We start from the raw sequence: 15346 nt of genomic DNA, 5'->3' as shown, positions 1-15346 counted from the left end.
ATGGAAAATAAAATACGTGAATTGCGCCGATTATCTCATCTTTCACAAGAGGATGTCGCACATATCGCTCACGTCTCGCGTCAGACGATTAATGCGATTGAAAATGACAAATACGACCCAGAGTTAACGCTTGCTTTCAAACTTGCAGAAACCCTAGGGACAACCGTTGATGAGCTTTTTAACTATCAACCAACCGTTGTGAAAAGGAAAGAAAACGATGTATTTTGGTGCGAAAAATATCAATGTGTCTTATGGAAAAGAGCAGGTATTGAAAAACGTAACGCTGTCGATTGAAAAAGGAAAAACGACAGCTATTATTGGAGTCAATGGTTCTGGGAAATCAACGATTTTAAAGGCACTTGGACGTTTAATTAAATCGGATGGACAGGTTATCTTTGATAATCAACCTTTAAGTCAACATTCTAATCGTGAAATTGCTAGAATTTTAGCGCTCTTGCCTCAATCAATTACTGCCCCAGCTGATATTACAGTCTATGAACTTGTCAGTTTAGGACGTTTCCCACATCAAAAATTAATGCAACAACGTCTCTCAAAAGAAGATATTTTGTTCATAGAAGAATTGATGAGAGAAACAAAGATTTGGGACATTCGAGAAAGTAAGATATCAGAACTTTCTGGTGGACAAAAACAAAGAGTTTTTATCACGATGATTTTAGCTCAAGATAGTGAGATTATTTTATTAGATGAACCAACGACTTATCTAGATTTAGCTCATCAGTTAGATATTTTATGTTTATTAAAAGATTTGGCGACAAAGAGAAATAAAACCATTGTTTACGTCATTCACGATTTAAATCATGCCGCTCGTTTTGCTGACAATCTAGTCCTTGTTAAAGACGGAGAAGTGGTTGAAGAAGGAACTGTTGATGAGTTATTTACTCAAAAAACGTTGAAAGAATGCTTTGGATTAGATGTCACTTTAGGATGTGATACCTTTACCAAAAAATTAATGATTACTGGGGTGAAAGATGCCTAAAAAACATTTTCTGACAATCTTTTTTGCCCTAGTTTTTTCTTTACTTTTTTTGTCAGTAATATACCTGATGCTTGGAAATAAAAATGTTCCTCTGACAGAAATTTTAGTAAATAAAATGGTCTTACAATTAAGATTTCCAAGATTAATAAGTCTTTATCTCACAGGATTTCTCTTATCCGTCAGTGGATTTATTGTTCAAATTATGACTAGAAACCCAATTGCAGAAATGGCAACTTTAGGGATTTCTGGCGGTTCGAGCTTGGCTTTATCACTCATTTTAACTTTGGGTTGGTCAACAAATGATGGGATTTCAGTTCTAGTTTCATCACTAGGAGCATTTATTGCTTTAGCCGTCGTCATGCTTTTGACTGCCAGAACGCATTTTCAGCCATTAAAAGTTGTACTAGTTGGAACGTCAGTCGGACTTTTTGCAACTAGTTTAGCCAGCTCCTTAACTTTTGCCAGCCACGATACACAGGCCTATTTTCGCTGGATTGTGGGTTCTTTTTCAGGGATAACTAATACTAAAGTTCTTTTGATGGCAGTAGTAAGTCTTATTTTTCTTATCCTCTTGCTTTTATTTTCAAAACAAATTTATTTATTGAATTTTGGTGATGAGCTTGCTCAATCTTTTGGGATTTCTGTCAATTTTGTTCGTTTAGTCATTATGTTTTTAGTTGCGCTGGCTTCTGGTGTAACTGTTGCCTCAGTTGGGGTGGTCAGCTTTGTCGGTTTGATTGCTCCACATATTGCCAAGAAGCTTGTCAGAGCTAATTTTTGGCAAAATGTAATTCTGTCAGTACTGACAGGAATGTTATTGCTTGTTTTAGCTGATTTGATAGCCAGAAATTTATTTAAACCTTACGAATTTCCAGCAGGAAGTCTAACCATGCTTCTAGGTGCTCCCTTCTTTCTTTGGGTTATTACAAAGGAGGCAAAATAGAATGAAAAGAAAATTCACTTTACTTTTTGTCCTGCTTTTGGTTTTGATAGTGGTTGATTTGACGCAATTTTCAACAAATCCTCAAATTCTATCAATCCTAATTCCTAATTTTCGTCTTCCTCGTTTAATAACAATCCTGTCAGCTGGAATTGCTCTTTCCTTATCAGGCTTTATTATCCAAAATATTACAGAAAATCCTTTAGCTGATAGTGGAACAATTGGGATAACCTCTGGTGCTTCGGCAGGAAGTGTTGCTTTTTTACTGATTGCTGACCATTTTAAGCTGACAGGACTTTGGAATTTTTCCTATCCTATTTTTGCTTTAATAGGTGCTCTTCTTTCATTTGTCTTAATTTACTTTTTTGCCTTAAGAAAGCAAGTTTCTTCTGTCAGAGTTTTACTGACAGGAATTGCAATTACCGCTTTTTTCCAAGCATTAATCACAATTGGTCAGCTTTCAGTCAATGCCTTTGACTTTCAGAAAGTTGCAGTTTGGCTGTCAGGAGATATCTGGCAAACGGGAAGCACTTATTTGTTCATTTGTGTTCTCTTATTAGTAATTGGCTTGATTATTTTGCCATTTTTCTTAAGAAAACTTGAAATCCTCTCACTTGGCGAAGAAATGGCAACTACTTTAGGATTAGAAGTTCAAAAAACGAAAATCTATCTTTACTTGTTAGCACTCCTTTTTGCAGCTGTCGGTGTTTTATTGGTTGGAGGATTAGCATTTGTTGGTTTAATTGCCCCTCATATTGCTCGTGAAATCGCTGGTTTTAAATCACGAAAAAGTTTAATTGCCACCGCGCTTTCTGGTATGATTATTTTATCTTTTGCTGATATTATTTCACAAACAATCATTGCACCATCAAGTTTACCTTTAGGTTTTGTAGTTGCCTTTATTGGCGCTCCATACTATATTTATCTTATTCAAAAAGTTTAAGAAATTAATTTACTTTTAGTAAATTTCTTATAAAAAAATATCGGCTTATTTTTAAAAAATAGCCTAAAAATAGAGGAGAATCTTTTGAAAAAAGTACTCACAACCCTAATCGCTGCAGGAGCTTTACTTACTTTAGCTGCCTGTTCATCAAATTCATCATCAAAAAAAGCGACATCAAGCGATGATAAAGTGACCTTTCACGCTTTAAATGGGGACGTCAAAGTTCCTAAAAATCCTAAACGTATTGCTGTTCAAAATTATCCAGATGAAGTCGCTTCATTAGGTGCAAATGTTGTTGGAACAGATTCATGGGCCTTTCCAAATACCTTCTTATCAAAAGACCAAAAGAAGAATATGGTTGATTTAGGAGCGCCAAAATTCAATATGGAAAAATTGATTGCTCAAAATCCTGATTTGATTATTACAGTTGATAAAGACCAAGTAGCAGACTATCAAAAAGTAGCCCCTACTGTTCTTGTCAATTATAAGGACCTCTCAGGAATGAATAAATCATTGGATTACTTCGCTAAACTCCTTAATCGCGAAGATGAAAAAGCAAGTTTCCTTAAAAACTTTAAAAAAGAAGCCGATAAGCAAAAAGAAAAATTGGCAAAGGTTGATGTTAAACCAGCTAAAAACACAATTTCACTTCTTGAACTCCAAGGAGATAAGGTTTATGCCTTCGGTGACAATTTTGCTCGTGGCGGACAAGCTTTGACGACTGGTTTAGGCTTTAAAGAATCAAGCAAAATGGCCGAACTCTCAAAAGGCGTAGGTTATGCTGAAGCAAATACTGAAAGCTTAGGAGAATTTGATGCAGACTATATCTTTATTGACTTTGCAGATAAAGATAAAGAACAATATGCTGCATTAAAAAATAATCCAGCTTGGCAAAACCTCAAAGCAGTTAAAGAAGGACATGTGATTACGATGGACTACGACAAAGTTTACTTCTTTGGCGGACCAACAGCGGCTAAAGAAGAGCTGTCACTCTACACTGACGCTATCATTAAAGCTACAAAATAAAAAGAAAAAGTGTATAATCAACTTATACACTTTTTTTGTAAAAAATTAAGGACTTTATGACATGAATATTAAACAATTACGGTACGTCGTCGCCATTGCTAATAGTGGAACTTTTCGTGAGGCTTCAGAGCAACTCTTTGTTAGTCAACCCTCAATGTCGATTGCGGTTAAAGACTTGGAGCAAGAACTAGGTTTTCAAATCTTTGAGAGAACAAATACAGGTGCGACTTTAACTATTGAAGGCGAACGTTTTTATGAACAAGCACAGACTGTTTTACGTAATTTTGAAACTTTTGAATCAAAATATTCTAAGCCAAAAGAGTCTGATAAGACTTTCTCAGTTGCCAGTCAACACTATGATTTTCTAGCACCAGTTGCAGTGGAATTTGCAAAGAAAAATCCTGAAATCAAAAATTTTAGAATTTTTGAGTCAACTACTTATAATATTTTGCAAGAAGTGGCGCAAGGGCACAGTGAACTTGGAGTGGTTTATCTCAATAAACAAAATCGCTCAGGGATTTTAAGAATGCTCAATAAACTTGAATTAGATTACGAAGAAATTTTCTTATCGCAAACGCATATCTATATTCGCAAAGGCCATCCACTAGCTCAACGTGAAACAATTTCAGATGATGATTTAAAACCGCTAGATCGTGTGCGATTTACACAAGAAAATGAACAGTTTCTTTACTATTCTGAAGATTTGATTGAGACTTTTGAAAATACCTTGATTTATAACGTCACTGACCGTGCAAGTTTAAATGGAATTTTAGAACGGACAGATGCCTACGCAACAGGTCTTGGTTTTATTGATAAAGAGAGCGTCCATAATGTAACAGTTGTCCCTATGGAGGGAGACAATGGAAATAGTTTGATTTTAGTCAAACATCGTGGACATTTATTATCAAATGCGGCGACTTCTTATAAACGTAGTCTTGAAGTCTACTTTGAAAACTATGAATTTTAAACAATAGCTAAAATAAATACTCTCTGAATAATTTTCAGAGAGTATTTTTATAACTTATTATAATTTACTTGCTTGGTCTTTTTGAGCCAAACGAATGAGGAACATTGCAAGGAGAATGATAATGATTCCCCCAAGTGGAGTAAAGACAACACTTGAGCCTTTAGAAATTTGTCCTCCAACAAATGAGCCTAAAGTAATTCCGACATTGAAAGCTGCAATGTTAAAAGCTGAAACTAAAGTAATATCTTTTGGCGTAAATTTCTCTGCCAATTGAACAACGTATAGTTGTAAACCAGGGACATTCATAAAGGCAAACAAGCCCAAAAGTAAAGTTGCAATCAATCCCAAAGCTTGCGAAGCTAAACTTGCACTGATAAAAAGAAAAAGTAAACTCAAAGCTAAAGCCGCAAACATTTTTTGAAGGGCAGGTAGGATATTTTTATTTGCTAGATGTCCACCTAGTGAATTACCAATGGCAACCATCACACCATAAGCAACCAGAATAATCACTACTGTACTTGCTGAAAATCTAAAAGTTCCTTCAAGGATTGGTGTAAGATAAGTATAAGCCGCGAAAGTTCCTCCATAACCAAAAGAGGTGATAAAAAGAGACATTAAAATTGATTTATTAGTAAAAATTCTAGCAAGCCCACTTAAATTAATTTTTCCGGGAATTGGAAGCCCTTTTGGAACAAGAATACTAGTAGCAATCAGTCCAATTAAGCCAATAACAACAATGAAAACAAATGACATATGCCAGTTAGAGTGCTGACCAATGAAAGTCCCTAAAGGAACACCAATGACAGTAGCAACGGTTAATCCTGTAAACATGAGGGCGATTGCTGAGGCCCTTTTCTCAGGTCGAACAACATCAGCGGCAATGACTGTGGAAATTGACATGAAAATACCATGAGCAAGTGAGGCAAGAACCCGTCCTACTAAAAGTAAAAGGAAAGTTGGAGCGAAAGCTGACAGTAAATTACCAAGAATAAAGAGACCCATAATCGAAACCATCAAAGTTTTTCGATTCCAAGTTCCTGTAAGAATAGTTAATAAGGGAGCACCAACCGTTACCCCTAAAGCATAAAGAGAAACGGTTAAACCCGCTTGAGATAAACTAATATTAAAGGTGTTGACAATCATTGGCATTAAACCAACACTGATAAATTCGGTTGAGCCGATAGCAAAAGCATTAATTGCTAGAGCTAGAAGAGTGAGACTGGGAGATATTTTTTTCATTATGCTTCTTTCTTAAAAATTAAAATGTTCTGGATCTGGACCGACACGAAGTTCTTCATTGAGTGAGTTGATAGCTTTCATATCTTCAGAGTCAAGTGAAAAATCAAAAATTTGACGATTAGCTATCATTCGTTCACTTTTAATAGATTTTACATTTACTAAAATATCTTGTTGAATATCCCAACGAAGAATAATTTGAGCCACAGATTTTCCATGTTTATCAGCAATTTTTTTGAGGACTTCATTGTCTAATAATTGACCTTGCATCAAAGGTGACCAAGCTTGAACCTTGATATCATGAAGTTCTAAGAAATTACGAAGTTCTTCTTGTGATAATTTTGGATGGAGTTCAATTTGATTTAAAACGGGAGTGATTTTAGTATAGCTAAGAAGTTCTTCTAAATGTGATTTTTGAAAGTTACTGACACCAATCGCTTTTATTTTGCCTGCTTTATATAAATCTTCCATTGCGTTCCAAGCTTCTTTGTAAGCATAATGTGTGCCTGGCCAGTGGATAAGATATAAATCTAGATAATCTAAATCCAATTTTTTCAAACTTTTTTCAAAGTTTTGAACTGTTTCTTCATAAGAATGATTATCTCCCCAAAGTTTTGAAGTGATGAAAAGATCATCACGAGAAAGTCCTGTCATAGCCAAACCTTCTTTAATTCCTTGACCAGTTCCTTCTTCATTTTCATAAATTTTAGCTGTATCAATTAAACGATATCCGTTAACAATTGCGTTTTTGACAACATCAGCGGTTTCGTCATTTGGAATTTGAAAAACTCCCAAACCAAGTTCCGGAATTTCAATCTGATTATTAAGTTTCATTTTTTGCTCCTCATATATTTTATTTTGGCAGAAAATTAGTATATAATAAATAAAACCTCTTGAACAGTACCTACTTTTTTGTGTCATACATACTAAAAAGTAATAATTGGATAAAATAAGGGATTAGAAAGGAAATTAATTTTGAAAAAAATTTATAATATTGGTGTCGAAGCGACAATGGATGTTATTGGTGGAAAATGGAAACCAATTATTTTGTGTAATTTAAGACATAATCCAAGTCGTCCAGGAGAATTGAGACGTCAAATTCCAGGAATCAGTCAAAAAATGCTGACTCAGCAATTAAGAGAATTAGAAATTGATAATATTATCGTCCGTAAGGTTTATAATCAAGTTCCACCGAAGGTTGAATATTCTCTGAGCCCTTATGGTGAAACTTTAAATGGTTTATTAGATATTCTTTGCTCGTGGGGTGAAGGTCATGTCCAAACTTTAAAAAGTATGGGTGAAGAAGTTCAAATTTTAGAATAAGAGAACTTAGAAGAGGAGCCGCAAGATGTACCAACCAGCTTTCAATAAAATTCATCACATCGCTATCATTGCCGCAGATTATGAAAAATCTCGTCAGTTCTACGTTGATATTTTAGGATTTTCAATCATTCGAGAAAATCATCGTCCAGAAAAAGGAGATATCAAGCTTGATTTAAAGATGAATGAAGAAACAGAAATTGAATTATTTATCAAATCTGATGCCCCTAAACGCTTAACTTATCCAGAAGCAAAAGGCTATCGCCACTTAGCTATTAAAACGACAAATATTGAAGAAGATAGAAATTATTTAATAAGTCAAGGAGTCAAAGTGGAGGAAATTCGTCAGGACGAAATTACTGACAGAAAAATGCTTTTTTTCTATGATCCAGATGACTTACCAATAGAACTACATGAGTAATTTTTAAAAAATGGAAATGAAGAAATGGTTTTTAGGTTAGCCAAAGCTTCTGTCAGTAAATAAAAGGGCTTACAGAAAATAAAAGCTAGAAAAAAAAGGAAAAATGTAGTAAAATTAACTTTGTAAATGAACGAACTAAATTTCGTTCAAGTAAAAATAAACGGAGAATACACAAAATGCCAAAATTAGTATTTGCACGTCACGGTGAATCTGAATGGAATCTTGCTAACCTTTTCACAGGTTGGGCTGACGTTGACCTTTCTGAAAACGGAACTAAACAAGCGATTGAAGCTGGTAAATTGATTAAAGAAGCTGGAATCGAATTTGATATTGCTTACACTTCAGTATTGAAACGTGCTATCAAAACAACTAACCTTGCTCTTGAATATTCAGACCAACTTTGGGTACCAGTTGTTAAATCATGGCGCTTGAACGAACGTCACTACGGTGGTTTGACAGGTTTGAACAAAGCTGACGCTGCTGCAAAACATGGTGATGAACAAGTTCACATCTGGCGTCGTTCATATGATGTATTGCCACCAGCAATGGATCATGATGATAAATATACAGCTCACGGAGACCGTCGTTACGCTGGTCTTGAAGATTCATTGATTCCTGATGCTGAAAACCTCAAAGTTACTTTGGAACGTGCTCTTCCATTCTGGGAAGACCAAATCGCTCCAGCTTTGAAAGAAGGAAAAAATGTCTTCGTTGGTGCTCACGGTAACTCAATCCGTGCACTCGTTAAACAAATCAAAAAACTTTCTGATGACGAAATTATGGATGTTGAAATCCCTAACTTCCCACCACTTGTTTTCGAATTTGATGACAACTTGAACGTTCAAAACGAATACTACTTGGCTCCTAAAAAAGCATAATATTTGAATGAAAATACTCTAAGTTATAGTAGATACTCATCTATTTAGGACTTAGAGTGTTTTTTTGTAATCAATGCAATAGTTTGTAAGTTTTTGAACAAATTAATTGATTCTTCATTTTATTCTTGAGATAATTTAATAGTAAAGCTTTAAAGAAGAAAAAGGAGAATCTTATGTCATTAGTAGGTAAAAAAATAGAAGAATTTTCAACAGATGCTTATCTTGGTGGGAAATTTATTAAAGTTTCCGATAAAGACTTTTATGGAAAATGGTCTGTGCTTTGTTTCTATCCAGCAGACTTTTCATTTGTTTGTCCGACAGAGTTAGAAGATTTAGAAGAAACTTATCCAACCTTGAAATCGCTTGGTGTAGAAGTTTACTCAGCTTCAACTGACACCCATTTTGTCCATGCTGCTTGGCATGAACATAGTGATGCTATTTCAAAAATTACTTATCCAATGCTTGCAGACCCTTCACAAAAAATTTCACGTGCTTTTGATGTTCTTGATGAAGAAGCAGGATTGGCTCAACGTGGAACATTTATTATTGACCCAGACGGTGTGATTCAAGCGCTTGAAATTACGGCTGATGGTATTGGACGTGATGCAAGTCAATTGGTCGATAAGATTAAAGCTGCTCAATATGTGCGTAATCATCCAGGGGAAGTTTGTCCCGCTAAGTGGAAAGAGGACGGAGCAAGTCTTCACGTTGGTATTGACCTTGTAGGTAAAATATAGAATAAAAAAAGTGAGTCTTGGCTCACTTTATTTGTCTTTAGAAACTTAATGACAGAAAGGTTTAATATGATTTTAGATGAAACTCTTCGTGCTCAGTTGATGCCTTATATGGATTTGTTGGAAAATCCAATTATTTTAAAAGTTGATGCAGATTTAGAGAGCGAAAATGGGAAAAAAATAGTAGAATTTACAGATGAACTTGCAAGTTTGTCCGAAATGATTTCAAAAGAAACAGCAAAACTCAATCGAAAAACAGCTTTCTCTATTGAAAGAGAAGGTGTTTCTGGAGTCCTTTTTTCAGGGCTACCATTAGGTCATGAGTTGAATTCATTGGTCTTGGCGCTTGTCCAAGTAAGTGGACGCCCTCCACGGATTGAACAAGAATTAGTTGAGCGAATTCAAGCGATTCAAAATCCACTTCACTTTGAAACTTATGTGAGTTTAACTTGTCATAACTGTCCAGATGTTGTCCAAGCATTAAACACAATGAGTATTCTCAACCCCAATATTAGTCACACAATGATTGAGGGGGGAATGTTTCAAGAAGAAGTGGAAGCAAAAGGAATTATGGCGGTTCCAACTGTTTTCAAAAATGGTGAAGAATTTCATAATGGACGAGCTAGTCTTGAAGAATTACTAGAAAAAATTACTGGTCCAGAGAGTTCGGAAGCTTTTTTTGATAAAGACCCTTATGATGTTTTAGTTGTTGGTGGAGGCCCTGCTGGTGCAAGTGCAGCTATTTATGCTGCACGTAAAGGGATTCGGACAGGTTTAATCGCTGAACGCTTTGGCGGTCAACCACTAGAAACTTTAGGAATTGAAAACCTCATTGGAACTCCTTATGTTGAAGGAGTTCAACTTGGTCGTCAGCTTGAAGAACATGTGAAAAAATATCCTGTCGATTTGATGAACTTGCAAAAAGCAGTTAAGCTAGAGAAAAAAGATTTGATTGAGGTGAGTCTTGAAAATGGGGCACTTCTAAAAAGTAAGTCAGTCATTATTTCAACGGGCGCTCGTTGGCGAGATTTGGGAATTCCAGGAGAGCAAGAATTTAAAACCAAAGGAGTCGCTTACTGTCCACATTGTGATGGTCCTTTGTTTGCAGGAAAAGATGTAGCGGTTATCGGTGGCGGAAATTCAGGAATCGAAGCAGCTATTGATTTAGCTGGTTTGGTTAGACATGTTACTGTTCTTGAATTTTTACCTGAACTTAAAGCAGACAAAATTTTACAAGAAAAACTTGCGACCCTAAATAATGTTACTGTCCTCACCAATGTAGAAACAAAAGAGATTTTAGGAGATGACAAGGTTAGAGGTTTGAATTATCAAGTTCGCGGCTCTAAAGAAACTGTTCATTTGGAACTTGCTGGTGTCTTTGTATTAATTGGTTTAGTTCCGAATACTCAGTGGTTGGAGGGAACAATTGACTTATCCGCACGTGGAGAAATTTTGACTGATAAAGTTGGAGCGACAAATCTTCCTGGTGTTTTTGCAGCGGGAGATTGTACGGATAGTGTTTATAAGCAAATTATTATTTCAATGGGGACTGGGGCGACCGCTTCTCTAGGTGCTTTTGATTATTTAATAAGAAACTAAAATTTTAGATGACAAAAAAGAAAACGTATTTGAGTTTTCTTTTTTTATTTGATTAAATTGATAGGAATCAAAATTGTAAGGAAAAGTTTTCATAAATGTGGTAAAATGTTTAAGTACAAATTTTGAATGTAAAAACTATTTATAAAACTCATTCTTGGAGTCGAAATGTCAGATAATAAAAGAAAAAATGATAAGCGCAAGCAATCCGATAAGTCTAAAAAATCACATAAAGAAGTAAAAATTTTAAAAGATCCAACTAAATTAATTCCAAAACGAGTGAACCTCTTATTTTTTGTTATCTTTGTTTTGTTTATGATTTTAATTGGAAAGCTCTTCAATATGCAGGTATTGAATTCACATTTCTACGCCGAAAAATCAATTAGTGCAGGTGGAGATGTTCAAATTATTGAAGGTGCGCCTCGCGGAAATATTTATGATGCAACAGGAAAAGCTTTGGCATCTACAGTTGCGGTACAGGCTGTTGAATTTACAAGAAGTCAAAATGCTACTGCTGATGAAATTTATCAGGTAGCCAATAAGTTAGCAACTATTTTATCTAATAACATTGATGTTGCTGATTTGACAACGCGTGATAAAAAAGACTATTTCTTGGCTAATTCTAAAAATCTAGAAAAAATAGCTAATAGTTTATCTGAAAAGGAAAAGAAAGATAAACATGGTAATGATTTAAGTGGTTCACAAATTTATGATGTCGAATTAAGTAAAGTTAAAGATAGTGACTTGAATTTTACGGCAGAACAAACTTTTGCCGCAAAATTATTCAAAGAAATGAATAGTACCACTACTTTTAACACTACTAAAATTGCTACTGGAAGTATTACAGCAGAGCAACAAGCGACAATTGCCGAACAAGAAGGCGATTTACCAGGAATTACAATTGGAACTTCTTGGGACCGTTCATATGCTCAAAATTCTTTGACACCACTTATGGGAACTATTACTTCACAAAAATCAGGAATTCCAGCAGAGGATTTGGATGCCTATCTTAAAAAAGGTTATCAACGTAATGACCGTGTGGGAACTGGGCTTCTTGAAAAGGGATACGAAAGTGAACTTCAAGGAACTCATAGTATTAGTAAGGTTAAATTTGACAAAAATGGTGATGTTTCTGGAACAAAAACAATACAAAAAGGAAAACGTGGGGATGATTTAAAATTAACTATTAACCTAGATTTCCAAAACGGGGTTAATAATATTGTTAAAACACAATTAGATCAACTGATTGCCCAAGGCTATGGTCAGTATAATAGAGGGGCTTATGCTGTTGTGTTAAATGTTAAAACGGGGGCAGTCTTAGCTTTATCTGGCTATCAACGAGATCCTAATACAGGAACAATTACGGAAAATACTTTAGGGACTTTCCAAAGTGTCTTCACACCGGGGTCTGTTGTCAAAATGGGAACATTGACTGCTGCTTGGAATGCTGGTGTAATTTCTGGAAATGACACTTTAACGGCGCAGTCTATTCAATTTAAAGATTCTAATCCTATCAATGACTGGTGGGGAGACGCTTCACCAATGGCTTTAACAGCTGTTGAAGCTTTGCAATATTCATCAAATACTTACATGATGCAATTGGCAATGAGAATGTTAGGTGCTCCTTATACGGCAGCTAATCAATTTTTGGATGATACCAACCGAGTAAAAGTTTATGAGCAGTTTCGTAAGGCTTTTGCTTCTTATGGTTTAGGGGCATCAACTGGTTTTGATATACCTGGAGAATCAACGGGATATCTCCCTTCAGCTAAATCTGAAGCGGCTTCTGGGGTCAATGTATTGTATGAATCATTTGGTCAGTATGATAATTATACGCCGCTTCAGTTGGCGGTTTATGCGGCAACTTTAGGAAATAACGGAACTCGTTTGTCACCACATATTGTTCAAGGAATTTATGAAGGTGGAACTGACGGACAGCCTGGCACGCTTATCAAAAATATTACTCCTAAAATCATGGATAAGGTAAATATCACTCCCGATAATATGGATGTTCTTCATCAGGGGATGTATGCTGTTGTTCATGGGGCTGGTGGATTGACTACTGGTCGTTCAATGGATTCATCAAAGGTTTCTATTTCTGGTAAAACAGGGACTTCCGAAAGTACAAAAGTATTGGCAGATGGTAGTCAAGTTATTGTAACAGCTAATAATGCAGTGGCCTTTGCTCCTTCTGACAACCCAGAAATTGCTATTGCGGTTGTACTTCCAGATAATACTGAAAGTAATGCTTCAAGTGGAACAAAAGCAAACCAAAGTATTGTAACGGGAATTACTGATTTGTATTATTCAAATGAGGCTTTTCGTAAAAATTAAAAAAAGTTCTCTCTGATAGGAGAGGCTTTTTATTTATAAGTGATTGAGAATTCTATCACCTTTCCTTTTCATTTTCAGTCTTTTATAGTAAAATTAATAAATTGAATAAAATATTTACAAGTGAAGAATTGGTGAAATATGTATTATCCTGAACCTATTGCTCGCCTGATTGAGTCGTTTTCAAAATTACCAGGGATTGGTCAAAAAACAGCGACTCGATTGGCTTTTTATACGATTGGCATGGAAGATCAAGATGTCAATGAATTTGCAAAAAATCTTCTTTCAGCAAAACGGGATTTGAGTTTTTGCTCGATTTGTGGGAATTTAACAGAAAGTGATCCTTGCGCCATTTGTACCGACCCAACGCGTGATCGAACAACTATATTGGTCGTTGAAGAATCTAAAGATGTTCTTGCTATGGAAAAAATTCGGGAATATCGAGGACTTTATCATGTTTTGCATGGTACGATTAGTCCAATGAATGGGATTTCTCCTGATGAAATTAATGTTAAAACATTGATTACAAGATTAATGGATTCAGAGGTTAAAGAAGTGATCATCGCAACTAATGCCACTTCTGACGGAGAAGCAACCGCCATGTATCTGGCTCGAATGATTAAGCCTGCAGGAATTAAAGTGACTCGCTTGGCTCGTGGATTAGCTGTAGGCTCTGATATAGAATACGCAGATGAAATTACTTTATCAAAAGCGGTAGAGAATCGGTTGGAAATTTGATTTTTTCTGTGGTAAAATAAAAAAGACAATTACTGACAGAATTGTATTGTAAAAATATCGCATGCTGTCAGTAAAAAGAAGTGTCTGACAAAGCTGTCAGTAAAAAAGGAAGAAATATGTCAAAAGAAACATTAATTTTGTTGTATGGTGGTCGTTCTGCTGAGCGAGAAGTATCAGTTTTATCAGCAGAATCGGTGATGAGAGCTGTTAATTATTCTCGTTTTGTTGTAAAAACTTACTTTATCACTAAGGGTGGTGAATTCATAAAAACGCAAGAATTTACTGACAAACCTGCTGAAGAAGAAAAACTACTGACAAATGATTTGGCAGAATCTTATCCAAAGATTTCACCAGCAGCAATTTACGAAAAAGCTGCCGTTGTATTCCCAGTTTTACATGGACCAATGGGTGAAGATGGCTCGATTCAAGGATTTTTAGAAATTTTACGTTTGGCATATGTTGGTCCAAATATTTTATCTGCGTCAAGCACAATGGATAAATTATTGGCAAAACACGTTTTTGAAGCGGTTGGTGTACCCCAAGTTCCTTATGTTGCGGCTTTTGCTGATGAAAATCAAGGAGAAATTGCTCAAGAAGTAGTCGAAAAATTAGAATTTCCAGTTTTTGTTAAACCTGCTAATATGGGTTCTAGTGTTGGAATTTCAAAAGTTGATGATTTAGCAGACCTTCAACCTGCGCTAAGCGAAGCCTATAAATATGATAACCGTGTTGTCATTGAACAAGGTGTGGATGCGCGTGAAATCGAATGTGCTGTTTTGGGAAATAATAGTGACGTTTCTGCAACGCTTCCAGGTGAAGTTGTGAAAGATGTTGAGTTTTATGATTACAACTCAAAATATATTGATAATAAAATTCAAATGGACATTCCAGCAAAAGTTCCTGCTGATTTAGCTCAAAAAATGCAAGAATATGCTATAAAAGCGTACAAGGCAGTCAATGGGACGGGCTTGTCACGTTGCGATTTCTTTGTGACTAAGGATGGAAATGTTTATCTCAACGAAATTAATGCCATTCCAGGATTCACACAATGGTCAATGTATCCATTGCTTTGGGAAAATATGGGCTTATCTTATTCTGATTTAATTGAAAAGTTAGTTGATTTAGCTAAAGAAACTTTTGAAACACGTGAAAATCATCTTTTATAAAAAATACAAATCTGTCAGTAAATCGATTGCTGACAGATTTTTTTGTCAGTAAA

General features: G+C 35.5%; 16 protein-coding genes. 14 read left to right on the top strand and 2 right to left on the bottom strand.

Annotation, left to right across the window (positions count from 1 at the left end):
• The 6 genes from MHB61_RS07120 to MHB61_RS07095 all read left to right on the top strand — a co-directional run bounded on the left by MHB61_RS07120 (position 1) and on the right by MHB61_RS07095 (position 4873).
• Positions 1–294 carry a helix-turn-helix transcriptional regulator gene (locus MHB61_RS07120; RefSeq protein WP_010905285.1) on the top strand — a complete coding sequence of 98 codons (294 nt, stop codon included), beginning with the start codon at positions 1–3 and terminating at the stop codon, positions 292–294.
• Positions 218–997, top strand: a complete 780-nt coding sequence (locus MHB61_RS07115) for an ABC transporter ATP-binding protein (protein ID WP_014570376.1) — start codon at positions 218–220, stop codon at positions 995–997. The genes MHB61_RS07120 and MHB61_RS07115 overlap by 77 nt, the downstream gene beginning before the upstream one ends.
• Positions 990–1940: an iron ABC transporter permease gene (locus tag MHB61_RS07110; RefSeq protein WP_010905286.1), complete on the top strand. Its 951-nt coding sequence runs from the start codon at positions 990–992 to the stop codon at positions 1938–1940. Before MHB61_RS07115 ends, MHB61_RS07110 begins: the two co-directional genes overlap by 8 nt.
• Before the next feature lies 1 nt (position 1941).
• Positions 1942–2880 carry a FecCD family ABC transporter permease gene (locus MHB61_RS07105; protein ID WP_003131660.1) on the top strand — a complete coding sequence of 313 codons (939 nt, stop codon included), beginning with the start codon at positions 1942–1944 and terminating at the stop codon, positions 2878–2880.
• 84 nt (positions 2881–2964) lie between these two features.
• Complete coding sequence (locus MHB61_RS07100) at positions 2965–3906, top strand: iron-hydroxamate ABC transporter substrate-binding protein (RefSeq protein ID WP_137016375.1); 942 nt, start codon at positions 2965–2967, stop codon at positions 3904–3906.
• A gap of 61 nt (positions 3907–3967) precedes the next feature.
• Positions 3968–4873 (top strand): LysR family transcriptional regulator, encoded by a 906-nt coding sequence (locus tag MHB61_RS07095; protein WP_003131658.1) that lies wholly within the window; start codon positions 3968–3970, stop codon positions 4871–4873.
• Between the two features lie 57 nt (positions 4874–4930).
• Here MHB61_RS07095 and MHB61_RS07090 read toward each other — a convergent pair whose 3' ends face one another.
• A complete protein-coding gene (locus MHB61_RS07090; RefSeq protein WP_003131657.1) occupies positions 4931–6112 on the bottom strand; it encodes an MFS transporter in 1182 nt (393 codons plus the stop codon).
• A gap of 12 nt (positions 6113–6124) precedes the next feature.
• The gene (locus MHB61_RS07085) at positions 6125–6943 is read right to left on the bottom strand and encodes an aldo/keto reductase (RefSeq protein ID WP_003131655.1); all 819 of its coding nucleotides are present in this window, start codon (positions 6941–6943) and stop codon (positions 6125–6127) included.
• A 141-nt stretch (positions 6944–7084) separates the two neighbouring features.
• On the opposite strand from MHB61_RS07085, the gene MHB61_RS07080 reads away from it, so the two are divergent.
• The 8 genes from MHB61_RS07080 (at position 7085) to MHB61_RS07045 (ending at position 15293) form a co-directional block, all read left to right on the top strand.
• Positions 7085–7432, top strand: a complete 348-nt coding sequence (locus tag MHB61_RS07080; RefSeq protein ID WP_003131654.1) for a winged helix-turn-helix transcriptional regulator — start codon at positions 7085–7087, stop codon at positions 7430–7432.
• A 25-nt stretch (positions 7433–7457) separates the two neighbouring features.
• Positions 7458–7850, top strand: coding sequence for an SMU1112c/YaeR family gloxylase I-like metalloprotein (gene gloA2 / locus MHB61_RS07075; protein WP_003131653.1), 393 nt, complete (start codon positions 7458–7460; stop codon positions 7848–7850).
• A gap of 176 nt (positions 7851–8026) precedes the next feature.
• Complete coding sequence (locus tag MHB61_RS07070) at positions 8027–8728, top strand: phosphoglycerate mutase (RefSeq protein ID WP_003131652.1); 702 nt, start codon at positions 8027–8029, stop codon at positions 8726–8728.
• Positions 8729–8901: 173 nt separating this feature from the next.
• Positions 8902–9465 carry an alkyl hydroperoxide reductase subunit C gene (gene ahpC / locus MHB61_RS07065; protein ID WP_003131651.1) on the top strand — a complete coding sequence of 188 codons (564 nt, stop codon included), beginning with the start codon at positions 8902–8904 and terminating at the stop codon, positions 9463–9465.
• A 66-nt stretch (positions 9466–9531) separates the two neighbouring features.
• A complete protein-coding gene (gene ahpF, locus MHB61_RS07060) occupies positions 9532–11061 on the top strand; it encodes an alkyl hydroperoxide reductase subunit F (protein ID WP_010905291.1) in 1530 nt (509 codons plus the stop codon).
• Positions 11062–11226: 165 nt separating this feature from the next.
• Complete coding sequence (locus MHB61_RS07055; protein WP_003131649.1) at positions 11227–13392, top strand: penicillin-binding transpeptidase domain-containing protein; 2166 nt, start codon at positions 11227–11229, stop codon at positions 13390–13392.
• A gap of 138 nt (positions 13393–13530) precedes the next feature.
• Entirely contained in the window at positions 13531–14127 is a 597-nt protein-coding gene (recR, locus tag MHB61_RS07050) for a recombination mediator RecR (protein WP_003131648.1), read from the top strand.
• A gap of 116 nt (positions 14128–14243) precedes the next feature.
• Positions 14244–15293 carry a D-alanine--D-alanine ligase gene (locus MHB61_RS07045; RefSeq protein ID WP_010905293.1) on the top strand — a complete coding sequence of 350 codons (1050 nt, stop codon included), beginning with the start codon at positions 14244–14246 and terminating at the stop codon, positions 15291–15293.
• Positions 15294–15346 lie beyond the last annotated feature (53 nt).

Origin of the sequence: Lactococcus sp. FSL K6-0773 (genome assembly GCF_038006485.1) — a bacterium.
GTDB classification, from domain to species: Bacteria; Bacillota; Bacilli; order Lactobacillales; family Streptococcaceae; genus Lactococcus; species Lactococcus lactis.
This window is presented reverse-complemented; position numbering and strand designations above follow the sequence as displayed.